Origin of the sequence: Mesorhizobium sp. M0166, from assembly GCF_040322255.1 — a bacterium.
In the GTDB taxonomy this organism is placed as follows: Bacteria; Pseudomonadota; Alphaproteobacteria; order Rhizobiales; family Rhizobiaceae; genus Mesorhizobium.
Map to the genome: position 1 here is coordinate 1 of NZ_JAMYTD010000050.1, position 22,818 is coordinate 22,818.

22 protein-coding genes are annotated in these 22,818 nt (G+C 63.1%); 9 read left to right on the forward strand and 13 right to left on the reverse strand.

Annotation, left to right across the window (positions count from 1 at the left end):
• Positions 1-114: 114 nt before the first annotated feature.
• Both NKJ46_RS30575 and NKJ46_RS30580 read right to left on the reverse strand, forming a co-directional pair.
• Positions 115-1,491, reverse strand: coding sequence for an MFS transporter (locus NKJ46_RS30575; RefSeq protein WP_352670394.1), 1,377 nt, complete (start codon positions 1,489-1,491; stop codon positions 115-117).
• Between the two features lie 188 nt (positions 1,492-1,679).
• Positions 1,680-6,500: an NAD-glutamate dehydrogenase gene (locus tag NKJ46_RS30580; protein WP_352670397.1), complete on the reverse strand. Its 4,821-nt coding sequence runs from the start codon at positions 6,498-6,500 to the stop codon at positions 1,680-1,682.
• 131 nt (positions 6,501-6,631) lie between these two features.
• Between NKJ46_RS30580 and NKJ46_RS30585 the strand changes: the two genes are divergently transcribed.
• Entirely contained in the window at positions 6,632-7,195 is a 564-nt protein-coding gene (locus tag NKJ46_RS30585; RefSeq protein WP_352670400.1) for a peroxidase-related enzyme, read from the forward strand.
• A 144-nt stretch (positions 7,196-7,339) separates the two neighbouring features.
• Entirely contained in the window at positions 7,340-7,663 is a 324-nt protein-coding gene (locus NKJ46_RS30590) for a YciI family protein (protein WP_352670401.1), read from the forward strand.
• Positions 7,664-7,673: 10 nt separating this feature from the next.
• Here NKJ46_RS30590 and NKJ46_RS30595 read toward each other — a convergent pair whose 3' ends face one another.
• Positions 7,674-8,288, reverse strand: coding sequence for a LysE family translocator (locus NKJ46_RS30595; RefSeq protein WP_352670404.1), 615 nt, complete (start codon positions 8,286-8,288; stop codon positions 7,674-7,676).
• A 394-nt stretch (positions 8,289-8,682) separates the two neighbouring features.
• Here NKJ46_RS30595 and NKJ46_RS30600 point away from each other — a divergent pair, with 394 nt between their 5' ends.
• A complete protein-coding gene (locus tag NKJ46_RS30600; protein ID WP_352670407.1) occupies positions 8,683-9,309 on the forward strand; it encodes a DUF1062 domain-containing protein in 627 nt (208 codons plus the stop codon).
• A gap of 46 nt (positions 9,310-9,355) precedes the next feature.
• On the opposite strand, the gene NKJ46_RS30605 is transcribed toward NKJ46_RS30600, so the two are convergent.
• Both NKJ46_RS30605 and typA read right to left on the reverse strand, forming a co-directional pair.
• Positions 9,356-9,565 (reverse strand): hypothetical protein, encoded by a 210-nt coding sequence (locus NKJ46_RS30605; protein WP_352474675.1) that lies wholly within the window; start codon positions 9,563-9,565, stop codon positions 9,356-9,358.
• A gap of 16 nt (positions 9,566-9,581) precedes the next feature.
• Positions 9,582-11,411, reverse strand: coding sequence for a translational GTPase TypA (typA, locus tag NKJ46_RS30610; protein WP_352670410.1), 1,830 nt, complete (start codon positions 11,409-11,411; stop codon positions 9,582-9,584).
• 198 nt (positions 11,412-11,609) lie between these two features.
• Between typA and NKJ46_RS30615 the strand changes: the two genes are divergently transcribed.
• Positions 11,610-11,891, forward strand: a complete 282-nt coding sequence (locus NKJ46_RS30615; protein WP_352670413.1) for a hypothetical protein — start codon at positions 11,610-11,612, stop codon at positions 11,889-11,891.
• A gap of 46 nt (positions 11,892-11,937) precedes the next feature.
• Here the strand turns inward: NKJ46_RS30615 and NKJ46_RS30620 are convergent, their stop codons facing one another.
• Together NKJ46_RS30620 and NKJ46_RS30625 are read right to left on the reverse strand one after the other, a co-directional pair.
• Positions 11,938-13,512, reverse strand: coding sequence for an alkaline phosphatase D family protein (locus NKJ46_RS30620; RefSeq protein WP_352670416.1), 1,575 nt, complete (start codon positions 13,510-13,512; stop codon positions 11,938-11,940).
• A gap of 148 nt (positions 13,513-13,660) precedes the next feature.
• Entirely contained in the window at positions 13,661-14,944 is a 1,284-nt protein-coding gene (locus NKJ46_RS30625) for an MFS transporter (RefSeq protein WP_352670418.1), read from the reverse strand.
• Between the two features lie 82 nt (positions 14,945-15,026).
• Here NKJ46_RS30625 and NKJ46_RS30630 point away from each other — a divergent pair, with 82 nt between their 5' ends.
• Together NKJ46_RS30630 and NKJ46_RS30635 are read left to right on the forward strand one after the other, a co-directional pair.
• Complete coding sequence (locus NKJ46_RS30630; protein WP_352670421.1) at positions 15,027-15,632, forward strand: TetR/AcrR family transcriptional regulator; 606 nt, start codon at positions 15,027-15,029, stop codon at positions 15,630-15,632.
• 96 nt (positions 15,633-15,728) lie between these two features.
• Positions 15,729-16,319: a hypothetical protein gene (locus NKJ46_RS30635; RefSeq protein ID WP_352670423.1), complete on the forward strand. Its 591-nt coding sequence runs from the start codon at positions 15,729-15,731 to the stop codon at positions 16,317-16,319.
• Positions 16,320-16,336: 17 nt separating this feature from the next.
• Here NKJ46_RS30635 and ppa read toward each other — a convergent pair whose 3' ends face one another.
• The 6 genes from ppa to NKJ46_RS30665 form a co-directional block, all read right to left on the reverse strand.
• The gene (gene ppa, locus NKJ46_RS30640; RefSeq protein WP_023721304.1) at positions 16,337-16,867 is read right to left on the reverse strand and encodes an inorganic diphosphatase; all 531 of its coding nucleotides are present in this window, start codon (positions 16,865-16,867) and stop codon (positions 16,337-16,339) included.
• A gap of 116 nt (positions 16,868-16,983) precedes the next feature.
• Positions 16,984-17,490: a GNAT family N-acetyltransferase gene (locus NKJ46_RS30645; RefSeq protein WP_023678138.1), complete on the reverse strand. Its 507-nt coding sequence runs from the start codon at positions 17,488-17,490 to the stop codon at positions 16,984-16,986.
• Positions 17,491-17,606: 116 nt separating this feature from the next.
• Positions 17,607-18,245, reverse strand: a complete 639-nt coding sequence (locus NKJ46_RS30650) for a TPM domain-containing protein (RefSeq protein ID WP_352670425.1) — start codon at positions 18,243-18,245, stop codon at positions 17,607-17,609.
• A gap of 10 nt (positions 18,246-18,255) precedes the next feature.
• Complete coding sequence (locus NKJ46_RS30655; RefSeq protein WP_352670466.1) at positions 18,256-19,098, reverse strand: TPM domain-containing protein; 843 nt, start codon at positions 19,096-19,098, stop codon at positions 18,256-18,258.
• A 52-nt stretch (positions 19,099-19,150) separates the two neighbouring features.
• Positions 19,151-19,960, reverse strand: a complete 810-nt coding sequence (locus tag NKJ46_RS30660; RefSeq protein WP_352670428.1) for a TPM domain-containing protein — start codon at positions 19,958-19,960, stop codon at positions 19,151-19,153.
• 85 nt (positions 19,961-20,045) lie between these two features.
• Complete coding sequence (locus tag NKJ46_RS30665; RefSeq protein ID WP_352470713.1) at positions 20,046-20,690, reverse strand: LemA family protein; 645 nt, start codon at positions 20,688-20,690, stop codon at positions 20,046-20,048.
• Between the two features lie 162 nt (positions 20,691-20,852).
• Between NKJ46_RS30665 and NKJ46_RS30670 the strand changes: the two genes are divergently transcribed.
• The 3 genes from NKJ46_RS30670 to NKJ46_RS30680 are packed head-to-tail and all read left to right on the forward strand — an operon-like array spanning position 20,853 to position 22,813.
• Positions 20,853-21,104, forward strand: a complete 252-nt coding sequence (locus NKJ46_RS30670) for a hypothetical protein (protein ID WP_352670469.1) — start codon at positions 20,853-20,855, stop codon at positions 21,102-21,104.
• A 9-nt stretch (positions 21,105-21,113) separates the two neighbouring features.
• Positions 21,114-21,998 (forward strand): pyridoxal kinase PdxY, encoded by an 885-nt coding sequence (gene pdxY, locus NKJ46_RS30675; RefSeq protein ID WP_352670430.1) that lies wholly within the window; start codon positions 21,114-21,116, stop codon positions 21,996-21,998.
• 47 nt (positions 21,999-22,045) lie between these two features.
• Positions 22,046-22,813, forward strand: a complete 768-nt coding sequence (locus tag NKJ46_RS30680; protein ID WP_352670471.1) for a DUF429 domain-containing protein — start codon at positions 22,046-22,048, stop codon at positions 22,811-22,813.
• Positions 22,814-22,818 lie beyond the last annotated feature (5 nt).

Consider the following 22,818-nt stretch of genomic DNA (forward strand, 5'->3'; position numbering starts at 1 on the left):
TCATTCAACCCTCCTTCGGCTTTTCCGGCCGAAATAGAATCGAGCTTCGCCGCAAAGCGCAACCCAGATGTGTGAATGCGATAGCTTCCCCTTGTGGGAGAGGGGAAGAGCAGCTCACTCCGCCGGCCGATCCGCCGGATAGGGCGTGCCGATCAGGATCGCCATGCCGGCGCCGAGGAACAGCACGATCGCCGCCATGCCGAGCCGCGCCGAGCCGCTGGCCAGGGTGATCGTGGCCACCATGAAGGGTGCGGCAAAACTCGTTGCCCGGCCGGCCAGCGCATAGATGCCGAAATAGCGCCCCGATTCGGCTGCTGTGACGCTGCGCGCCATATAGGAGCGCGACGATGCCTGGACCGGCCCGAAGGCAAGCCCGATCAGCAGGCCGTAGAAAATATAGGCCTTTTCCGCCGCCGTGCCGAACAATCCGCCGCCATCCAGTCCGGGCATCACCCAGGCGCCGAAGAGCGTATAGCCAGGTCCGGTCGAGACGATGCCGATCGTGGCAACGCTCAGCATGACAAGCGAAATCATCACTATGGTCTTGGAACCCAGTGCTGTGTCGAGGCGTGCGGCAACCAGGCAGCCGATGATGGCAACGACGTTGAGGATGATGCCGAACAGGCCGATCTCGGTAATCGACCAATGGAACATCGCCGCCGCAAACGTTCCGCCTAGCGCCAGCAGCGCGTTGACGCCGTCCTGATAGATCATGCGGGCGACGAGAAAGCGAAAAATGCCGCTGCGCTTGCGCACTTCGGCCAGCGTCGACTTCAGTTCCGACAGGCCCTCGCGTACCGCCGGCCCGATTGGAATGCCTTTGATCGCATCAGGCGTGAAGAAGAACATCGGCAGAATGAACAGGAAATACCAGGCCGCCGACAACGGTCCGGTGGCGCGTGCGTCCTCGCCTAGCCTGGGGTCGAGGCCGAAGATCGGGTCGAGCCCAACGACGGTCTTGCCGGTTTCAGGCGAGCCGGCCATGACGGTAACGACGAAGATCAGTGCGATCATGCCGCCGAGATAGCCGAGCCCCCAGGCCATGTTCGAGATCCTGCCGATGTCGCTCTTCGGCACCAGGCGCGGCATCATCGAATCATTGAACACGGTCGAGAATTCCGCCGCGACCGACGCCAGCGAGAACAAGGCCACGACCAGAAAAAGATTAGAGCCGGGCGCGGCGAACCACAGCAGGGTGAGGCAGGTGATCTTGACCGCGGCGAAGAAGGCTATCCACGGTTTGCGTGGTCCGGTCTGATCGGCGATCGACCCGAGCACCGGCGACAAAACGGCAATGACAACGCCGGCGGCGGCAATGCCGTAGCCCCAGGCCGCTTGCCCGGTCTCCGGATTGCTGGCCATGCGCGAGACGAAATAAGGACCGAAGATGAAGGTGGTGACGACCGTAAAAAACGGCTGTGCCGCCCAGTCGAACAGCATCCATCCCCAGATGCCGCGTCCCGATGCTCGCTGCACTGCCATCTCAGCCATGTCCCCTCCGCTGGAGCTTGCTCAATGCCGATCGAATCGGAATGGCGCTCCGTCTTCTTGTTGAGCACGATCTTGTCCAAAAGCCGATCGTCACTTTTTGTGATCATGCTCCGGCGCTCCCCAAAGCAGCGCGCCATTTGCTCTATGCCTCAGCCCTTCCCGGCAATCCCGTGTGATGTGAAGACGTCTCACAGCCCTGTCAGGTCGCTCATCAGGCCAGACGCCACCGACAGCCTCGACACGGTGATGTCGCCGCCCTCGGTCAGAGCCTGCAGCCGCTCGCGGATGCGGCCGACCCGTTCGCCGCCGGCCTCCAGCCATGCTGTCACCGGATCCGCCGCCTCGGCATGGCTGGTGAGTGCCGCCACGGCGATGCCGCGCCTGGCCGCGCCGATCGTGTCGGTGGCGCGAGAAAGCGCCAGTTGATCGTAATAATCCGAGGGCGTGATCGAGCGCGCCGCATCTTCGACGCGCGGGATGCGGAAGACATCGCTGACTGCAAAAAACGCCTTGGCGGCAGCGACAATGCCGGCATTTGCCGTCCGCGCCGTCAGCGCAATGTCGGGGATGAGTTCCGCCACATCGGTCAACGCCAGTTGCTCGGCAAGGCTCTCGGGCGCGCCGCCCTTTGACAGGCCGTGCCGCCGCTCCTCGATCCGCTCGCGCGAGAAGGCCGGCAGCAGCGAAACGAGCTTCGGCTCCAGCGCCTTGCGCGCATCCTGCAACTCGGCGATCCGCTGGCCGAGCGGTGCCGTGCCGGCATCGTTCTTCAGGTACCAGCCGCTCGTCACATAGATCAGCCGGCTGACCGCCTGATAGAGGTCGAGCTGGATCTGTCCGTCGATCTGGTTGTCGAGCGCGTCGATCTGCCGGTAGAGCGCCGGCAGCGCAAAGCCATCCCGCACCACGGCGAAGGTGCGCACGACATCGGCCGCACTGCGGCCGGTCGTTTCCTGCAGCCTGTTGACGAAGGAGGGGCCGCCGCGATTGACCAGATCGTTGGCGACGACACGGGCGATGATCTCGCGGCGCAGCCGATGGCCGTGGATTTCCGCAGCATATTTCTTTGCCATGCGGTCGGGAAAGTAACCCATCAGGTCGCGGTCGAAATGTGGATCGTTCGGTACGTCGCTGGCGACGATATCGGAAAACAGCACGATCTTGGCATAGGCAAGCAGCACGCCGAGCTCGGCCCGGGTCAGCGGCTCGCCGCGCGCCTCGCGCTCGGCAAGGGCCGCCGGCGACGGCAGCGCCTCGACGGCACGGTCGAGCAGTCCGCGCGCCTCCAGCGCCTCCATGAAGCGGCTCTGATGGGCAATGTCGGCAAGGCCGCGCTTACGAGCAAGGGACAGCGCTAGCGTCTGCTGGTAATTGTTGGACAGCACCAGGGCGCTGACCTCATCGGTCATCTCGGCCAGCAATTTGTTGCGCGCTGTCCGGGTCAACGATCCCTTGCGCATGGCGGAAGCCAGCGCGATCTTGATGTTGACCTCGACGTCTGAGCAGTTCACGCCGCCCGAATTGTCGATGGCATCCGAATTGCATCGGCCACCATTCAATCCGAACTCGATGCGCGCCCGCTGCGTGACGCCGAGATTGGCCCCCTCGCCGATGACCTTGGCACGCAGCTCCAGCGCGGTGATCCGGATCGCGTCATTGGCACGGTCGCCCACGTCCTGGTTGGTCTCGCCCGATGCCCTGACATAGGTGCCGATGCCGCCGAACCACAAAAGGTCGGCCGGCGCCTTGAGGATGGCACTCATGATCTCGACCGGCGTGGCCGTTGTCTTGCCGAGGCCGATCGCTGCAGCCGCGGCGGCCGGCAAGGTGATCGACTTCTGGCTGCGCGAGACGATGATGCCGCCTTCGGACAGCTTCGTCTTGTCGTAGTCCTGCCAGCTTGAGCGGGCGAGAGCGAACATACGCCGGCGCTCGGCCATCGAGGCGGCCATGTCGGGATCGGGATCGATGAAGATGTCGCGATGATCGAAGGCGGCGATCAGCCGGGTCTGCTCCGACAGCAGCATGCCGTTGCCGAACACGTCGCCCGACATGTCGCCAACGCCGACGACGGTGAACGGCGTGGTTTGGATGTCGCGGTTCATCTCGCGGAAATGCCGCTTGACCGCTTCCCAGGCGCCCTTGGCGGTGATGCCCATCTTCTTGTGGTCGTAGCCGGCCGAACCGCCGCTGGCGAAAGCGTCGTCGAGCCAGAAGCCGTGCCTTTCGCTGATGGCGTTGGCGATGTCCGAGAAGGTCGCCGTGCCCTTGTCCGCGGCGACGACGAAATACGGATCATCCTGATCGCGCCGCACGACGCCGGCCGGCGGAATGACGCCGTCCAGGCCGATATTGTCGGTGATCGACAACAGGCTGGAAACGTAATTCTTGTAGGCGGCCGTGCCGGCCTCGAAAATGGCGTCGCGCCCAGCGCTCATCGGCAGCTTTTTCGGGTAGAAGCCGCCCTTGGCGCCAACCGGCACGATCACCGCATTCTTGACCTGCTGTGCCTTGACCAGGCCGAGCACCTCGGTGCGATAGTCCTGCGCACGGTCCGACCAGCGCAGGCCGCCGCGCGCGACCGGGCCGAAGCGCAGATGCACACCCTCGACCTCGGAGCCGTAGACGAATATCTCCCGCCATGGCCGCGGCGCCGGCAGCCCGTCCACCGATTGCGAATCGAGCTTGATCGCCAGCGATTGGCCTTTCTCTTTTGTATCGGCAACGAAATGATTGGTGCGCAGCGAGGCTTCGATCAGTTTCAGATAACGGCGGATGATGGTGTCGTCGTCGATGTTGGGAACGTCTTCCAGCGCATCCGTGATCTTGGCCTTCAGATGTTTGGCCTGGACGACGCCTTCCGTTTCAGCCGCCGGGCCGAGGCGGGCAACGAACAGCGCATGCAGGCCGCGGGCGATCTCGGGATAACGGTTGAGCGCGGCGGCGATGAAATCCTGGCTCTGCGGGATACCGGCCTGCTGCAGATAGCGGCCATAGGCGCGCAGGACAGTGATCTCGCCCGACCACAGGCCGGCGGTCTGGGCAAGGCCGTTATAGCCGTCATTGTCGACATCGCCGCGCCAGACGGAAAGGAACGCATCCTCGAACAGCGCGCCGCCATTGCCGAGGTCGATCGGCCTGCCGTAGCTGTTCTCGAGTTCCATGTCGTGGATGAAGACCATGCCGGGCTGATCACCATTGATCATGCCGGATTGAATGTCGCCGACCTCGAAAGTGCGCTCGCTGATGACGCGGAAACCGATGTTTTCCAGCACGGGCACGCGCCGCGACAGCGCCACCGGGCTGCCATGGTGATAGATCTTCAGCGCCGCCTGATGCGGCTTCTGTTCGGCGTGACGGTAATAGTCGATGGCGATCGGATTTGACGCATCGAGCCTGGCGATGCGCCGGGCGTCGGCCAGCGCCACTGCCGGCGGAAAACTGTCGCGATAACTTTCCGAAAAACGCGAGGCGATGGCCGTGAGTCTGGCATCGGCGCCGGTCTCGGTCGCGGTCTCGCGCAGTGCATCGTCCCAGGTCCGTACGATGTCGCGGATCGCCGCCTCGATCGTCGCCTGCTCGACCTTCGGCGTCTTGCCGCCGGAGCGGCCGATGATGAAATGGACGCGCGCCAGCCCGCCTTCCGGGAAGGCCGGATAATAGGCCGATAGCCGGCCCTCGAAGACGGTCTTCAGGTAGGTGCCGATCTTCTCGCGCACGACGCTGTCGTAGCGGTCGCGCGGCACGAAGACGAGCACGGAGACGAAGCGGTCGAACTGGTCGACACGCACCAATGCCCTGACGCGCGGCCGCTCGATCAAGCCCAGTATAGCTTCGGCATGCTTGCGCAGGATTGGCACCGGAACCTGGAAAAGCTCGTCGCGCGGATAGCTCTCCAGCACGTTGATCAAAGCTTTGCCGGAATGGTCGCTTGGATTGAAGCCGGATTTGGCAATGACGGTTTCCGCCTTCGAGCGCAGGTAGGGGATTTTCATCACCGAGCGCGTGTAGGCAGTCGAGGTGAACAGGCCGACGATGCGGAGCTCGCCTGAAAGCACGCCTTTGCCGGTGTAGGTCTTGACGCCGATGTAGTCGAGGTAGATGCGGCGGTGCACCGATGACTTGGCGTTGGCCTTGGTGACGATCAGCGGTTCCGGCCCATGCAGGAAGGCACGGATTTCCGGCGTCGTGCTCACCGCTTCGGTGCCGCGCCTGAGCACCAGCACGTCGGGATCGGAAAGGATGCCGAGGCCGGGCTTTTCGGCGCGCTCGAGCATGCCGCTCGTCTCGCCGCCGGTGTAGTTGAATTCGCGCATGCCTAGAAAGGTGAAATTGTCGTCGCGCAGCCATTCGAGGAAGGCGATCGCCTCGGTGACATGGGCCTTGTCGAGCGGCACTGGCGAGTAGCGGAATTCCGAGATCGCCCGGTCGAGACGGGCGAGCATCGGCTTCCAGTCGGTGACGGCGGCGCGCACCTGGCCGAGCAGCTTGGTCAGGCGCGCGGCCAGGCCTTCGGCCTGCTCGGCCGAAAGGCGGCCGATATGGACATGGATGACGCTCAGCCGGTCATGGCTGTGGTCGCCCTTGGCATAACCGCCATCGCCGAGGATTTCCTCGACGCCGTTCTTGCCGTGCCTGACGACGATGACCGGATGGGTAACCAGCAGCGGCTCGCCGGCGCTTTCTGTAATCTCGCCGAGGACGGAATCGAACAGGAACGGCATGTTGTCGTTGACGACGGTGATCACCGTCATCGGCCGGCCCTGGCGGACGACACCGGAATCGACGTCTATGGCAACGACGCAGTCGTCCTTCTTGTGCCTGGCGACGGCGCGACCGGCGAGTTCGGCAGCGCGTTCGAGATCGATGACATCGTAGGCGGTGACATCTTCGGCCGGAGCTCGGGCCAGCAAGTAATCGGCAAGCCTGCCGGGCTTTTCGCCGCCCGCGGCTTCACCCCTCGTCAAGCCGGCCTTTTTCAACCGGCTCGCTGACTTTACGCTGGCCATGAATCCCTCCCGTCACATGTTTTTGCGGCTATGCTAACAGATGACCGGTATTTGGCGACAAAGGTTTGACGGCTTGCGACGAAATGTCGGAATTCACCGGCAGCCTGGCGAAAAACGAGGAGAAATCCGCCATGACGGACAAAATCACCGCGCTTGACCTGGCACCGGCGGAACTGAGCGACGCGACCGAGGCTTATTTCGCCAAATGCCGGGAGAAGCTCGGCCTCGTTCCCAATGTGCTGCTCGCCTATGCCTTCGACGAGAAGAAGCTGCGCGCTTTCACCGACATGTACAATGATTTGATGCTGGGTGAATCCGGCCTGTCGAAACTCGAGCGCGAGATGATCGCGGTGGCGGTCTCGTCGGTCAACCATTGCTATTATTGCCTGGTCGCGCATGGCGCGGCGGTGCGCCAGCTTTCCGGCGACCCGGCCTTCGGCGAGATGATGGTGATGAATTTTCGCGCCGGCGAGCTGTCGGACAGGCAACGCGCCATGCTCGAATTCGCGGTGAAGCTGACCGAACAGCCGGCAAAGATCGTCGAAGCGGACCGGTCGGCGCTGCGGCAAGTCGGCTTTTCCGACCGCGACATCTGGGACGTCGCCTCGACCGCGGCGTTCTTTAACATGTCGAACCGGCTGGCATCGGCAATCGATATGCGGCCGAACGATGAATACCACGCGATGGCGCGATAGGGCACCGCCATTGCGAGCCGACCGCACATTATATTAGCTACTTCGCATTCTCGTTGCTTGTTTGCCGGTTTGGTCCGATGATCGGCATGCGGCATGCGGCATGACCGCATGCCGGTTCGATGCCGCCGATCAAAGGAGGAGAACATGGCGAAATTTCTCTACGTCTATCACGGCTCGGGCAAGATGCCGACCGAGGAGGCCGAACGGAAGGCAGCAATGGATGCCTGGAACGGCTGGTACGGCAAGCTTGGCTCAGCCGTGGTCGACGGTGGAAATCCAGTCGGTATGTCGAAGACCGTGCTGCCCGGCGGCAAGGTCGAGAACAATGGCGGCAGCAATCCGACCGCCGGTTACACCATCATCGAAGCAAATGACATCGACGATGCCGTCGGCAAAGCCAAGGATTGTCCTATCCTGACGGACCCGGGTTTCAGCGTCGAGATTGCGCCGATAATCGAAATGGGTTGAGACGCCCGGCTCAAGACCGCGCGGCGATCGCCGCCGCAGCGCCGGCCATGGTACCGGCGCTGACGCGGTTGGCGATCTTCATCGCCCGCTTGCTCCTCAAGAGCTTGCGCGCCTGCGATGCGGCGAGCACCCATGTCAAATCGATGGCGACCAGGACCACGGCCATGGTCGCCGTCAGCTCGACCCAGCCGACCATGCTGACCGAACCGAGGTCGATGATGGTCGGCAGCAGCGCCAGATAGAACATCATGATCTTGGGGTTGCCGAGCGTCACCGCCATGCCGGCAAAGAACAGCCTGGCGGGCGAATCTTCGCGTGGCAGCGAACCTTCCTTCGCCTCGACCGGTGCCGTCCACATCTTCCAGGCAAGCCAGCCGAGATAGGCGACGCCGACCCATTTCACGACGACAAAGGCGAAGTGGAACGTCTGCGCCACCACGGCGAGGCCAAACACCGCCAGCGACAGCCAGATCGCTTCGCCGATCCACATGGCAAGCAGGAACGGAAACACGTCGCGAAAGCCCTTTGCGATGACCCGCGCCACAAGAGCGGCGATCGACGGGCCGGGCGAGCCGGCGGCAACAAGCAGGGCGCCGGCAAAAATCAGCAGCGACGTGAAATGCATGACGCGGTCTCGTGTGAAATGTTTGGGTCATTCAACATAACCCAACTGTTCCGGCGACGGTAGCGTCTACCGAAAGAAGGCTTGTCGGCCAGGCGCCTCACGGCTAGAGATGTCGTCCCGAAATCCTTTCCGAGCTTCACTTTGCCTACGTAACCGCCGGTCTCGTCAACTCCCCCAACACAGAGCAGGGCGTCGCACTCGCGATGCCCGTTTTCACCTCACGTGTTCCTCAGGGTGGCGGTTCGAGACCGGTTTGGCACTGCTGAACCGCTGTCGCGCATAGCCACCCGCGACACCTGATTTCCAACTGCCGCAGTCTCCCGCCACGCCGTGCCCGCAAGGGTTCTCGATATCGCCGATCTGACGAACTTCCCGACGGGAAGGGCTTTTCGGCATGTCTTCGACACTGCGTATCCGCTGGGCGATCGCGCCCAAAACCGCACCTCGACCTCACCTCAATTGCAATCGCTGCGGCGGCCTGAAAGCCTATCGCTGCAGCGGCAAATTCCGGGTCAATGCCAATGGCAAGCGCATTGACGCCTGGTTGATCTACCGCTGCATCGACTGCGACAATTCCTGGAATTTCGGCATTCTGGAGCGCTGCAGCCGCCGCGATATCGAACCGGCAATATTGCAGGCGCTCGAAAGCAACGATCCGGTCCTGGCGCTGCGCCATGCTTTCGATGTTGCCGCATTGCGAAGCAGGATCGGGCGCGTTGAGGAGTTTCCTGAAGCCGCCGTTCATAAGCAGGTGCTCGGGGACAGGCCGGAAAACATCAGCACTCTCGAACTTCAGCTCGGGCTCGAAATGCCGACAGCGCTGCGGCTCGACCGGTTGCTGGCCAGCGAACTCGGTGTCCCGCGATCGCGGCTTCAGGTTTGGGAAGAGAAGCGATTGCTGGTGGTTGGTCCGGACGGGGCCAAAGCCTTGCGCCGGTCGGCGCGGGCGGGAACGGCGATCCGCATCCACCTGTCTGGCGAACCAGACCGGGACGATATCATTTCGGCTGCAGGTGGATGAGGCGACGGCAAGGGAATCCGTAATCAGAGACAGTTGCGGCCAGGGGTCAGTCGCCCTCTTTGGAGGCCGAGCCAATCAAACCCTTGGCCGCATCGAGATCGCTGTCGGCGACTTGCACATGGATCAAGCCGAGCCTGCCAGTGTCGAGAAGATAATTCGCGAGAGCGTAAATTCCATACGCGTCGAGCATCGACACGCAAACTTCGGCCTCGGGTCGATTGTCGTATATGACAGCCGTGACGAGTTTACCGCTCATTGCGCGATATTGCCCTCTACGCCGCGCCGACCACTTTCGCCGACTTCTCAAAACGCTTGCGCTCGTTCGGGTCGAGATAGAGCTTGCGCAGGCGGATGGTCTTCGGCGTCACCTCGACCAGCTCGTCGTCCTGGATCCAGGCCAGCGCGCGTTCCAGCGTCATGCGGATCGGCGGCGTCAGCTTCACCGCCTCGTCCTTGCCGGCGGCGCGGATGTTGGTCAGCTTCTTGCCCTTGAGCACGTTGACTTCGAGGTCGTTGTCCCTGGAATGGATGCCGATGATCATGCCCTGATAGACCTTGACGCCGGGGTCGATGACCATCGGGCCGCGGTCTTCCAGGTTCCACATGGCGTAAGCCACCGATTCACCCTGTTCGTTGGAGATCAGCACGCCGTTGGTGCGGCCCGGCAATTCGCCCTTGTAGGGTTCATAGGCATGGAACAGCCGGTTCATGACGGCGGTGCCGCGCGTGTCGGTCAGCAGCTCCGACTGGTAGCCGATCAGGCCGCGCGTCGGCGCGTGGAAGACGATGCGCTGGCGATTGCCGCCCGAAGGGCGCAGCTCGACCATTTCGGCCTTGCGCTCCGACATCTTCTGCACGACGACGCCGGCATGCTCCTCGTCGACGTCGATGACGACTTCCTCGACCGGCTCCAGCAATTCGCCGTTCTCGCCCTTCTGCATGACGACACGCGGCCGCGACACGGCGATCTCAAAACCTTCGCGGCGCATCGTCTCGATCAGCACGGCCAGCTGCAACTCGCCGCGGCCGGAGACGAAGAACGAATCCTTGTCCGGCGATTCCTCGATCTTCAGCGCGACATTGCCTTCGGCCTCGCGCAGCAGGCGGTCGCGGATGACGCGGCTGGTCACCTTGTCGCCCTCGGTGCCGGCCAGCGGGGAATCGTTGACGAGGAACGACATCGTCACGGTCGGCGGATCGATCGGCTGCGCATGCAGCGGTTCCGTCACCAGCGGGTCGCAGAACGTGTCGGCGACGGTGCCCTTCGACAGGCCGGCAATAGCGACGATGTCGCCCGCCTGCGCCTCGTCGATGGGCTGGCGCTCGAGCCCGCGGAAAGCGAGGATTTTCGAGATACGGCCGGTTTCGACCTGGGTGCCGTCATGATGCAGCACCTTGACCGCCTGATTGGATTTCAGCGTGCCGGATTCAATGCGGCCTGTGATGATGCGGCCGAGGAACGGATTGGCTTCCAGGATGGTGCCGATCATGCGGAACGGGCCGGGATGAACGGTCGGCGCGGGCACGTGCTTGATGACGAGGTCGAACAGCGGCGCCAGAGCCTGGTCCTTTGGACCTTCGGGGTTTTCCGAGACCCAGCCGTCGCGGCCTGAACCGTAAAGGATCGGGAAATCGAGTTGCTCGTCGGTGGCGTCAAGTGCGGCAAACAGGTCGAACACCTCGTTGACCACCTCGACATGGCGGGCATCCGGCCGGTCGATCTTGTTGATGACGACGATCGGCTTTAGTCCAACCTTGAGTGCCTTGCCGACCACGAATTTGGTCTGCGGCATCGGCCCCTCAGCGGCGTCGACCAGAACGATGGCCGAATCCACCATCGACAGGATGCGCTCGACCTCGCCGCCGAAGTCGGCGTGGCCGGGCGTGTCGACGATGTTGATGCGGGTATCCTTCCAGTCGACCGAGGTCGCCTTGGCCAGGATGGTGATGCCGCGTTCTTTTTCGAGATCGTTCGAATCCATGGCGCGCTCGGCGACGCGCTGGTTGTCGCGGAACGAGCCGGACTGTTTCAGAAGCTGGTCGACGAGGGTGGTTTTTCCATGGTCGACGTGCGCGATGATCGCGATATTGCGGATTTTCATGTTTCGGTCTCGGGAGCGTTGCAGGCAGCAGGCCAAAAGGCGCTGCCTCTTTCGGTTGGGCGGCTCATACAGGGTTTTTCGCAATTGCGAAAGAGGAGGCGAGCCACCAAATAAAGTCACCAAATCTTAAATGTCTTGGTGTGAAGTGGAATTATTAACCAAGGCGGAACCTTTCATGGTCCGGACAGTTCGAATTTCATGATCGAGATAGGCATCAAACTCAGGCCGATTTTGGCATGTACCGCGCTCGCCGTCCTCCTCGCGGCAGGCGCGGCGCAGTCAGCGGCGTCGTTCAAGGAGACGCGGTCTGCTTTGCCGTCCGACAAGCGGTCGGCGGAGCAGCTTTTTGCCGATGCACCCGACGGTGTCGACCCGGTGGTGACTGGGCCGGTCAGCGCAGCGTTCAAGCAGCGGCAGCAAAATGCCGGATGCGACAGCGCCGTCTGGCCCAACATTCCCGTCGTCTGCTATCCCGATTGATACACGTCCTACCCTCGGGCTGGCCCGAGGGTAGTGGCGCAGTTGCTCACGCCGACCGCACCGGATCGAGCGTGACCTTGTAGAGTTCACTGTCGTCGCGATCCATCAGCCGCACCGTCAACTGCTCGGTGGCGCCATCGATGTCGACGAGCCCGAAGAACTGCAGGCCAGCCGACGGCGGCAGGTTTTGACCCTGTTCGGCAGTCGGCGCCTTTATGAACTTCAGCTCCGGGCCGAATGTCATGTCGAAACCATTAGGCCCGAACGTGCCGGAATGGATCGGACCCGAAACAAATTCCCAGAACGGATTGAAGTCCTGGAACTGCGCCTTGTCCGGATTGTAGTAATGCGCGGCTGTGTAATGCACGTCTGCGGTGAGCCAGACGGTGTTGCTGATACCCGCATTCTTTATATAGCGAAGAAGGTCGGCAATTTCCAGCTCACGCCCCTTGGCCGGGCCATTGTCGCCATTGCTGACCGCCTCGGCCCCTACCTTCTTGCTGCCGTCATTCCAGACGACGAGGCCGAGCGGCATGTCGGCGGCGATGATTTTCCAGGTTGCGTTGGAATTCGCCAGTTCACGCTTCAGCCACTTGATCTGCTGTTCCCCGAGAATGCGCGATTGCGGCGTCATCGTCTCCTGCATATCCGGACCGTTGGGGCCGCGGTAGGAACGCATGTCGAGGAAGAACACGTCGAGCAGCGGACCATAGGCGATCTTGCGGTAGACGCGACCGGGCTCCGACGGCTCGTAACGGATCGTCGTCATTTCGTGGAAGGCGCGCGCCGCACGTGCCGCCAGCACATGGATGGATTTTTCAGTGTAGCGATCGTCGGCGCTCAGGTCTTTCGAGTCCGACCAGTTGTTCAGCACCTCGTGGTCATCCCACTGATAGAAAGTCGGACAGATGGCGCTGAGCGCCAGCACATGCCTGTCCATCATGTTGAATTTCCACTGCCCACGGTATTCGTCCAGCGTCTCGGCAACCTTGCGCTTCTCGTCGATCAGCACTGTGTTTTTCCATTTGCCGCCGTTGGGCAGGTCGACCTCGTCCTTCATCGCGCCATCGGCATAGATCGTATCGCCCGAATGCAGGAAGAAGTCGGGCGTGTGCTTGGCAATGGTGGCGTAGGTCTTCATGCCGGTCTCGTCGATGCCCCAGCCTTGGCCGGCGGTGTCGCCCGACCAGGCGAAACGAATGTCGCGCTTCGACGCAGGCGCCGTGCGGAAGCGGCCGACGATTGGCTCTGAAACGGCATTGATGTCGGCAAGATCGGCCGCGACCATGCGGTAGAAGATGTCCTGGTCGGAGGCGAGATCGGTAAGCAGCCGCTTCACCGTATTATCGCTGGCCGGCGAGGTATCGAGCGGCGCCAGGCGGACGGCATTGGCGAAGCTTTCCGTCGACGACACTTCGAACATGACGCGCGACGGCCGGTCGGTGCGCGTCCAGACCATGCCGCTGGTGGCGTCGACGTCGCCGGACTGGATGCCATGGGTGAAGGCGGGACGCTGATTGGCGCGCGAGTAATACGGAAGGGCGAGACCCGAGACGCCGGCCAGGCCAACGGCGCTGGCCGACGTGACGAAAGCGCGCCGCGTCATCGAAATCTTGTTCATGGCTGTCTCCTGGATGGCGTTGAACGTCGCCGCCAAGCTCCAGCTTCAATGTTTCAGGCACATTTCGAAACGATGAAGGTTTGATAACAGTGAACAGGCTGGTGAATCTCCCTCCTTGAGGGGGAGATTCGCGCTCAGCCGTCGCAGCTCAAGCCGCCTGCGGTTCCGGATCAAACGCCGGGCGGGCGGTGTTGATCAGCAGCGAGATGCAGGCGGCGGCTATTGCCGTCATGCCGGCGATCAGGAAGGCAAGCTCGTAATTGCCTTGCAGCTCGCGCATGGTGCCGCCGAAAAAGGCCGCCGTTGCCGCACCCACCTGATGGCCGGCGACGATCCAGCCGAAGACGATCGGCCCGCTGCGGTCGCCGAACGCCTCGTTGGAAAGCCGCAGCGTCGGCGGCACCGTGGCAATCCAGTCCAGTCCGTAAAACACGGCGAAGATGATCAGGCTGGTCGCCGAGAAGCCGGAATAGGGCAAATAGATCAGCGACAGGCCGCGGATGCCATAATAGACGCCGAGCAGCTTGCGTGGGTCGAACCGGTCGGTGAGCCAGCCCGACAGTGTCGTGCCGATCAGGTCGAAAATGCCCATCATCGAGAGCAGGCCTGCGGCCTGCACTTCGCCGATGCCCATGTCGCCGCAAAAGGCGATCAGGTGCGTGCCGACCAACCCGTTGGTGGTGAAGCCGCAAACAAAGAAGGTGGCGAACAGGTACCAGAACACACGCGTACCGGCGGCGCGGCGCAACGTGCTCAGTGTATGCGCGAGGAAATTGCCTTGCGCGGCCGGCGGCGCCGGCGGCACGTCGTCGGCCTCGGCACCGTAACGCACCATGCCAATCGCGGCCGGACGCTCCGGCACCAGCATATAAACCAGCGGCACCAAGGCGGCGGTGGCCACGGCAATGGCAATGGCGACCGGCTTCCAGCCGCCCGACTGGGCGAGCGAGGCGAGCAGCGGCAGGAAGACCAGCAGCCCGGTGGCGCTGGAGGCCGACATCAGTCCCATCACCAGGCCGCGATTGGTCTTGAACCAGCGGTTGACGATGGTCGCGCCGAGCACGGTGGCGACAGCGCCCGAACTGATGCCGGAAAACACGCCCCAGGTGAGGAGCAGATGCCATGGCTTGGTCATCAGCAGGCTGAGCGCGGTCGATCCGGACATCAAAAGCAGCGCGGCAAGCAATGTGCGGCGCAGCCCGATCCGCTCCATCAGCGCTGCGGCAAAGGGCCCGGTCAGGCCATAGAGGAAGATGCCGGTGGCCGCCGCCAGCGAGACGACGTCGCGCCGCCAGCCGAAACTGTTCTCCAGCGGCAGCATCATGACTGCCGGCGCCGAACGCAGGCCCGCCGCGATGAGCAGGCAGAGGAAGATGACGGCGACCACGACGAAAGCGTAGCGCTGGCCAAACGGACGGGATTGAGCTATCATGTTACTGACCGGTACGTTGCAGGAGCGCGAAACATACGTACCGACCGGTAACATTGTCAACCAGGCAATCGGCAGACCAGGCATGAAAAGCATTGAACCAACGATCAAGGCGAATGACGCACCGCCGCCTCGCGCCGCCGAACGGATCCTCCAGGTGGCGCGCGACCTGTTCTATAGGCAAGGGATCAGGGCGATCGGCGTCGATGAGATCGTGCGGCGTGCCGGCGTCACCAAGCCCAGCCTCTACCGCAGCTTCCCGTCCAAGGATGAGCTGGCCGCATCCTACCTCCGGCACTATGACCTCGAATTCTGGGAGCGTTTCGACGAGGCGGTGGATGCCCATCCCGGCGATCCGCGCGCGCAGATCGTCGCCTTCCTGACGCGTGTCGGCAAGCGCACGCAAAGGCCCGACTATCGCGGCTGCGGCATGACCAATGCCGCGGTCGAATATCCCGAACATGGCCATCCGGCCCGCGTCGTGAGCGAGGCCAACAAGCAGGAACTGCGCCGGCGCCTGCGCGCCATGGCGGCAGCGATGGGCGCCGGCGACGCCGACACGCTGGGCGACGGGCTGCTGCTGCTGATCGAGGGCGCCTATATTAGCGGCCAGCTGTTCGGTGCCGGCGGACCGGCGCAGTCGGTGGCCCGCAACGCCGACCTTCTGATAGAGGCAAGCTTGAAGAAATAGTGTTCCGTTTACCAGACCACTGTGAGCAGCCTGGCTTCGTCTAGGCTGCTGTTAAATTTGACGGTACGCTGCGGCAGCCGAACCGAGTTGTCCGCCATGCGCGCTCTTTTGATCCTGCTTGTCCTCGCCGGTTTCTGCCAGGCGGCCCGGGCCGGCGAGATATCCAGCGTCTATACCGATCTCGATTGGGAAAAGGACTGCGTCACCTATGCCCAGGCGGAAGAAGGCGACGGCGACTGGGCCGATCTCGCCTGTTCGGGCTACCGCGGTTACCCGGTGCTGGTTTCCTATGACGACGCGCGGGAATCGCTGTTCTACGGCTTTCCACCTGGCGATATGACCACGGTCTGGGAAAGCTTTTCCGGCCTCAATTCGGCTGGACCCAAAGTCGAGTGGCGGATCGAAACCAACGGCAACACTGCCATTCCCTTCGCCGTCATTCATCGTCGCTCGATCAGCGATACCGAGGGCGAGAACAAGTCGACGGAAGTGCTGATCGTCGCCAAGGTTGCCCAGCCTGACGCCCACGAAGGCTGCACGATCGGCCTTGTGCTCGCCACCGGCAATCCCGCCGCCAACGATCAGGCGCGCAAGCTTGCCGACGAAAAGGCACGCACCTTCGCCTGCGGCAAGGACAAGCGTGAACTGCTTGGCAACACGCCCGCTTTCGGCCGCGTCGACAACTGATTATTTGCGCCGGTCAATTACTTGCGCTTGGCCCGCTCGATTGCCTCGACGATCATCTTCTTGGCATAGGCGGCATCGTACCAGCCCTCGATCTTGACCCATTTGCCGGGTTCGAGATCCTTGTAGTGCTCGAAGAAGTGCTGCACTTGCTGGCGGGTAATGTCAGGCAGCTGCGTGTATTCGTGGACGTCCTCGTAGCGCAAGGTCAGCTTGGGTGAAGGCACCGCGATCACCTTTTCGTCCTGGCCGGCATTGTCCTCCATCACCAGCACGCCGATCGGCCGCACATTGATGACGCAGCCCGGCACCAGCGCGCGTGTGTTGCAGACCAGCACGTCGATCGGGTCGCCGTCGCCCGACAGCGTGTGCGGCACGAAACCGTAATTGCCGGGATAGCGCATCGACGTGTGCAGGAAGCGGTCGACGAACAGCGTGCCGGCTTCCTTGTCCATCTCGTACTTGATCGGCTCGCCGCCGATCGGCACCTCGATGATGACGTTGACGTCCTCGGGCGGGTTCTTTCCGCTGGCAATCGCTTCGATACGCATCGCTTTATCCCTCTCTCGATTGAAGATCGATAGCGGGCGGCGGCGAATGGTGCAATGCGGCGAATGGTACTGGGGAGATCGTCCGACCGGGAACCGGCCGGATCATGCGCTGGCCGTCATTCCCAGACGAAAGCGACCTTCTTCAGCGCCTTCTGCTCGAAGATCTCGACGCCCTCGGCAACATCGCGGCCACCGGCGCCGGCATAGAAGGCAAGCGCGTTCTGATTGTCTTCCAGCGCCCAGACCACCATGCCTTTCAGGCCATGGTCGGCCAGCCGTGCCCGTGCAGCCGAGAACAGCCGGCTGCCGAGCCCGATGCCTTGATATTCCGGCCGCAGGTAAAGTTCGTAGATCTCGCCCTGCTGCCTGAGTTCGCGGGCGCGGTTCTTGCCGATCGTCGCATAGCCGGCAATTTTGCCGCCGATTTCGACGACCAGGACGGTGGCGGCGCGGCGAATGGCATTCGCCCACCAGTCGGCGCCGCGACGGTTGATCATCGATGTCAGCGTGCGGTGCGGGATGATGCCCGAATAGGCGCCGCGCCAGGCCTCGAGATGCACGTCGGCGATGGCGGCTGCATCGCGCGGTTCGGCTTTCCTGATGTCGATGCTCAGCGTATTCATGATTGGTTAACCATAAACCCGCCGCGCCCGATTGCAAGAGTCCGGTCAGCCGCCGCGATGCTTTCACACAGCCGAACGGTGCGTCCTTGAGACGCTGCAAACTGCTTTCAGCGAGATCAAATCTCGACCAGATGGTCGTCCAGTTCGTTGCTGTCGCCGGTCGAGACCGGAAAATGCTCGGCCAGTACCGCGCCGACCGCTTGGATCGCCTTGACGAAGCCCTCGGCAAGCCGATCGTCGCCGGCATGCGCCGTAAGGTCGCGGACGACACCGTCCCAGACATGCTGGCCGACAAGAGAATCGATGCCGCTGTCGGCGACCACCTCGGCGTAGCGCTCCGCGATCGAGACGAACACCAGCACGCCGGTGCGCGCCGTGGTGCGGTGGACGTTGCGGGCAAGGAACTGCTTCATCGCATTGGCGTGGGCGGCCTGGTAGCGCAGCCGCCTCGGCACCAAATGGATGCGCAATGCGGGCAAAGCCCACAACAGGATGAGCACACTGGCAAGCGCCAGAAGCTCGGCGATGACGAAATGCGGCAAGCGGATCGACAGCCACCAGGCTTCCAGCCCGTAACCGACGCCGAGACTGACGACGAGCATGCCGAGCATCGCCATGAAAGCGGCCGGGAAGAAATAGCCGTCGCTGGCATGCGCCACGACGCAGTAGATCTCACCGTCGGTCTTTGATTCGGCAGCGCGGATCGCATCGGCGATGCGCTCATGATCCTCGGGGCTGATCGGTCGTGTTGCCATGATTGATGTCTCACCAGCTTCCTGAAGAACCGCCGCCGCCGGACGAACCGCCGCCGCCTGAAAACCCGCCGCCGGAACTTCCGGACGACCAACCGTTGCCGGAACTTCCAGACGACCAGCCACTGCCGGACGAGGTCCCCGACGTCCAGCCACCGCCACCGGAGGATGACGAACCTGGCCCACGGCCGTAGCGGAACGTCATGCCCAGCCACTTGTACACGCCCGGCGACAGTTTCGTGCCGAAGATCGGCGGCAGGAACGCCATTGCCAAGCCGCCGAAGAACATCGTCGCCCACAGGACGATGAACAGCATGAAGATAGGATCGACAGGATTGTCATTCGCCGGATTGCGCTTGCCGCGCGCCTCCAGTTCTTCGGGATTGCCTTCCAGCACCATGATCATGTCATCGACGGCCTTGCTGATGCCGCCGGAGAAATCGCCGGCACGGAAGGCCGGCACCATGTCGTTTTCGATAATCAGCTTGGTGTGCAGGTCCGTCAGCGTGCCTTCCAGCCCATAGCCGACCTCGATGCGCATCTTGCGGTCGTTCGGCGCCACCAGAAGCAGGACGCCGTTGTTCTCCTTGGCCTGGCCGAGTTTCCAGGCGCGGAACAGCCGGTTGGCGTAAGGCTCGATTTCCTCGCCGTCGAGGCTGGGGATGGTCGCGACGACGATCTGGTCGGAACCCTTGGTCTCGAACTCGGCAAGCTTCTGCGTCAGCGCCGCCTCGGTCGCGGCATCGATGATGCCGGCATTGTCGACAACCCGTCCGGTCAGCGCCGGCAGCTCGGCCGCGAAAGCCGCGAAGCCGACCAGCAGCACAGCCATGGCCATAAGCGCGGTGCCGATCATTTTGATGAAACGGCCGGATTCCACCGGGCTGATGGCGTGTCTTGTCATCTCGTCACCAACTTCCCGAAGAGCCGCCGCCGCCGGACGAACCGCCGCCGCCGGAAAACCCGCCACCGCTTGAACCCGACGACCATCCCCCGCCGGAACCTCCCGACCAGCCGCTGGACGACCGCCGGTTTGGCTCGAAGGTCATGCCCAGCCAGCGATAGCGGCCGGGACCGATCTTCTGGCCGAAGATCGGCGGCAGGATGGAGGCTGCGAGGCCGCCGAAAAAGATGATTGCCCAGATGGCTATGAAGATCGTGAAGAACAGATCGTCGCTGTTGAACGGCGGCTGCTGGTTGCGCTCGCCGCGCGCCTCCAGTTCTTCGGGATTGCCTTCCAGCACCATGATCATGTCGTCGACGGCCTTGCTGATGCCGCCTGAGAAATCGCCGGCACGGAAGGCCGGCACCATGTCGTTTTCGATGATCAGCTTGGTGTGCAGGTCGGTCAGCGTGCCTTCCAGCCCATAGCCGACCTCGATGCGCATCTTGCGGTCGTTCGGCGCCACCAGAAGCAGGACGCCGTTGTTCTCCTTCGCCTGGCCGAGTTTCCAGGCGCGGAACAGCCGGTTGGCGTAAGGCTCGATCTCTTCACCGTCGAGGCTGGGAATGGTCGCGACGACGATCTGGTCGGAACCCTTGGTCTCGAAATCGGCAAGCTTCTGCGTCAGCGCCGCCTCGGTCGCGGCATCGATGATGCCGGCACCATCGACAACCCGTCCGGTCAGCGCCGGCAGCTCGGCGGCAAGGGCGGTGAGCGGGAGGAGGAGAAAGGTTAGAACGAAGCCAAAAAAAATCAGGCCGGCGTTTCTTCCCATCCCCCTCTGTGGGGAGATGGCCGGCAGGACAGAGGGGGGCGCGACGGAATACAAGGCCAACAGGCCCAGGCTCAACAGGCGCCGTTCACCCGCCTTGCGTGGTGTTGGTGCCGAAATCGACCTTCGGCGGCTGCATCTTATCCTCCTCGATGGTGAAATTCGCAAACGGCTGGTTGCCGCGGAACCACAAGGTCGCCCAGATCACCGACGGGAAGGTCCTTAGCGTCAGATTGTACTCTCTCACTGCCTGGATATAGTCGCGGCGGGCGACCGTGATGCGGTTCTCGGTGCCTTCGAGTTGTGCTTGCAGCGCCAAAAAGTTCTGGTTGGCCTTGAGATCGGGATAGTTCTCCACCACTGCCAGCAGGCGCGACAGCGCGCTGGTCAGGCCGGCCTGGCTGTCCTGAAATTTCTTGAAGGCTTCCGGATTGTTCAGCGTTTCCGGCGTCACGGTCACCTGCGTCGCCTTGGCGCGCGCTTCGACCACAGCATCGAGCGTATCCTTCTCGTGCGCGGCGTAGCCCTTGACCGTGTTGACCAGATTGGGGATGAGATCGGCGCGGCGCTGGTATTGATTCAACACCTCGCTCCATGCTGCCTTGGCGTTTTCCTCAGCCGTCGGGATGGTGTTGTAGCCGCAGCCGGCAAGCAGCGGCAGCATGACGGCCATGACCAGGAATGCAGCTAAATTACGGAAGATTGGCGGTGAAGAAAGGCGCTGGGCAAGCATGATAAGGTCCCCTCGATAGCATTGGCAGGCGAAGCATTAGCACAATCCTTGCGTAAGAAAACGACTTCGGCCGAGAAGTGTTACTGGTTTCTGCCATTCACCGTCGGGCCCTGTGACAGACGAGGCGAAAGGGTTAAGCTCGGCATGAAACGGGACATCACCATGGCGAAACGCCACGACAGCGACGCGGAATCGCGCCGCATCATCGAACGGGTGGCGCGCGAGACCGACCCGGGCGGCACCTCGTTCTTCGCACGAACAGCCAGAGGTGCGCGCGACCACGTCACCGCGGCCGATGCCGACCGGTCGGATCCGATCGAATACTGGGGCACCCGCATCGGTCGGGCAGCGGGCTTGCTTATTGCCATCGGCCTGTTGATCTGGCTCGTGCTTTTCGTCACCAGGGGCGGTTAGGAAAAATCAATGAGTGCCGAAAAAGCCGACGCGCCGCGCGCGGTCATCGTCGTCTCCAGCCATGTCGCACGTGGCTCGGTCGGCAACCGTGCCGCCGTCTTTGCGCTGGAGACGCTCGGCTTTCCGGTTTGGGCGGTGCCGACCGTCATTCTGCCCTGGCATCCGGGCCATGGCCGGGCCACCCGCATCGTGCCGCCGCTGGACCAGTTCAAGGCGCTGATGGCCGACCTCGAGCGAGCACCGTGGCTGGGCGAGGTCGGCGCCGTGCTGTCCGGCTATCTCGGCGAGGCTGGCCAGGCCGAAGTCGTCGCTTCGCTGGTCGGCGCGGTCAAGGCGAAGACGCCGGACGCCCTATATATCTGCGACCCGGTGATGGGCGATTCGGGCGGGCTCTACGTACCTGAGCCGACCGCAATCGCCATGCGCGACCGGCTGATGCCGATCGCCGATATCGCCACGCCCAACCGCTACGAGCTGGAATGGATGGCCGGAGCGCCGCTGCCCGACCTGAAATCGGCAATGGCTGCAGCCCTGCAAGCCGGCCCACCGGCCATGCTGGTCACTTCGGCACCAGCGATGATGGCCGGCGGTACCGGCAATTTGCTGCTCGCCGGCAGAGAGGCACTGCTTGCCGAACACCGGCTCATCGACAAGCCGCCGAATGGGCTCGGCGACCTGACGGCGGCCGTCTACCTGGCGCGGATCCTGTCCGGCCAGCCGGCGGCCAAGGCGCTGCAATCGACCACCGCGGCGGTCTACGAGATCCTGGCGCGCACCGCCAAGCGCGGCGGCGACGAATTGCAGCTCGAGACCGATGCCCAGAGCCTGTCGCACCCGATGGCGATGGTGCAGCTTCGCCATCTCCTGCATCCGGAACGGGACCGCCGAGCGTGACGCAGGCCGAAGACGCCGCGCGCCAGGATGTTGCGCCCGACGATGTTGTGCCCGCGGATGTTACCCTTGTCGGCGTCGACGGTTGCAAGGCCGGCTGGATCGCCGTCCGCCGCGATCCCGGTGCGGCACCGTCGACAGCTGTTTTCCCAAGCTTTGCGGCGTTGCTCGACCAACTGCCCGCCGATGCGATAGTAGCGGTCGATATGCCAATCGGCCTGCCCGATTTCTCCCAAAAAGGCGGTCGCGGCCCGGAGGCGCTGGTGCGGCCGCTGCTTGGAGCCCGGCAGTCCAGTGTCTTTGCCATCCCCTCCCGCGCCGCGCTCTACGCGGAGGTCGAAGCCTACACCACGGTCGACGCCTGGTACGCCGCACATCGCAAGGCAAGTGAGGTAGCCAAGACGACCTCAGATCCGCCGCGCGGTGTCTCGATCCAGGCCTTCGGCATCTTCGCCAAGATCCGCGAGATCGATTCGCTGCTGATCGCGCGCCCCGGACTGCGCAGCCGCGTCTTCGAATCGCATCCGGAAGTTGCCTTCTGTAAACTGAACGGCGACCGGGCGATGCGCCTGCCAAAGAAGATCAGGGGCAACATCAATCCGGCCGGCATGGCCGAACGCAAGGCGCTGCTTGCCCGGCATGGTTATAGCCAGGATTTTCTCGACCAGGCGCCGCCGCGCGGCGCGGCCGCCGACGATTTCCTCGATGCCGCGGCGATTATGCTGGTTGCCGGACGCATTGCCAGAGGCGAGGCAATGCCGTTTCCGGATCCGCCGCTCGCCGATCGTTTCGGCATTCCCGTCGCCATTTGGGCCTGAGGACC

Excerpts from the sequence above, each read along its gene's own strand:
- NKJ46_RS30630 (WP_352670421.1), top strand. The coding sequence starts at position 15,027 with ATGAAAAGCATTGAACCAACGATCAAGGCGAATGACGCACCGCCGCCT.
- NKJ46_RS30650 (WP_352670425.1), bottom strand. The coding sequence starts at position 18,245 with ATGGCAACACGACCGATCAGCCCCGAGGATCATGAGCGCATCGCCGAT.
- NKJ46_RS30605 (WP_352474675.1), bottom strand. The coding sequence starts at position 9,565 with ATGAGCGGTAAACTCGTCACGGCTGTCATATACGACAATCGACCCGAG.
- NKJ46_RS30655 (WP_352670466.1), bottom strand. The coding sequence starts at position 19,098 with ATGATCGGCACCGCGCTTATGGCCATGGCTGTGCTGCTGGTCGGCTTC.
- NKJ46_RS30625 (WP_352670418.1), bottom strand. The coding sequence starts at position 14,944 with ATGATAGCTCAATCCCGTCCGTTTGGCCAGCGCTACGCTTTCGTCGTG.
- pdxY (WP_352670430.1), top strand. The coding sequence starts at position 21,114 with ATGAGTGCCGAAAAAGCCGACGCGCCGCGCGCGGTCATCGTCGTCTCC.
- NKJ46_RS30575 (WP_352670394.1), bottom strand. The coding sequence starts at position 1,491 with ATGGCTGAGATGGCAGTGCAGCGAGCATCGGGACGCGGCATCTGGGGA.
- NKJ46_RS30615 (WP_352670413.1), top strand. The coding sequence starts at position 11,610 with ATGATCGAGATAGGCATCAAACTCAGGCCGATTTTGGCATGTACCGCG.
- NKJ46_RS30620 (WP_352670416.1), bottom strand. The coding sequence starts at position 13,512 with ATGAACAAGATTTCGATGACGCGGCGCGCTTTCGTCACGTCGGCCAGC.
- NKJ46_RS30645 (WP_023678138.1), bottom strand. The coding sequence starts at position 17,490 with ATGAATACGCTGAGCATCGACATCAGGAAAGCCGAACCGCGCGATGCA.
- NKJ46_RS30665 (WP_352470713.1), bottom strand. The coding sequence starts at position 20,690 with ATGCTTGCCCAGCGCCTTTCTTCACCGCCAATCTTCCGTAATTTAGCT.
- NKJ46_RS30670 (WP_352670469.1), top strand. The coding sequence starts at position 20,853 with ATGGCGAAACGCCACGACAGCGACGCGGAATCGCGCCGCATCATCGAA.
- NKJ46_RS30660 (WP_352670428.1), bottom strand. The coding sequence starts at position 19,960 with ATGGGAAGAAACGCCGGCCTGATTTTTTTTGGCTTCGTTCTAACCTTT.
- NKJ46_RS30585 (WP_352670400.1), top strand. The coding sequence starts at position 6,632 with ATGACGGACAAAATCACCGCGCTTGACCTGGCACCGGCGGAACTGAGC.
- NKJ46_RS30580 (WP_352670397.1), bottom strand. The coding sequence starts at position 6,500 with ATGGCCAGCGTAAAGTCAGCGAGCCGGTTGAAAAAGGCCGGCTTGACG.
- NKJ46_RS30635 (WP_352670423.1), top strand. The coding sequence starts at position 15,729 with ATGCGCGCTCTTTTGATCCTGCTTGTCCTCGCCGGTTTCTGCCAGGCG.
- NKJ46_RS30590 (WP_352670401.1), top strand. The coding sequence starts at position 7,340 with ATGGCGAAATTTCTCTACGTCTATCACGGCTCGGGCAAGATGCCGACC.
- typA (WP_352670410.1), bottom strand. The coding sequence starts at position 11,411 with ATGAAAATCCGCAATATCGCGATCATCGCGCACGTCGACCATGGAAAA.
- ppa (WP_023721304.1), bottom strand. The coding sequence starts at position 16,867 with ATGCGTATCGAAGCGATTGCCAGCGGAAAGAACCCGCCCGAGGACGTC.
- NKJ46_RS30595 (WP_352670404.1), bottom strand. The coding sequence starts at position 8,288 with ATGCATTTCACGTCGCTGCTGATTTTTGCCGGCGCCCTGCTTGTTGCC.
- NKJ46_RS30600 (WP_352670407.1), top strand. The coding sequence starts at position 8,683 with ATGTCTTCGACACTGCGTATCCGCTGGGCGATCGCGCCCAAAACCGCA.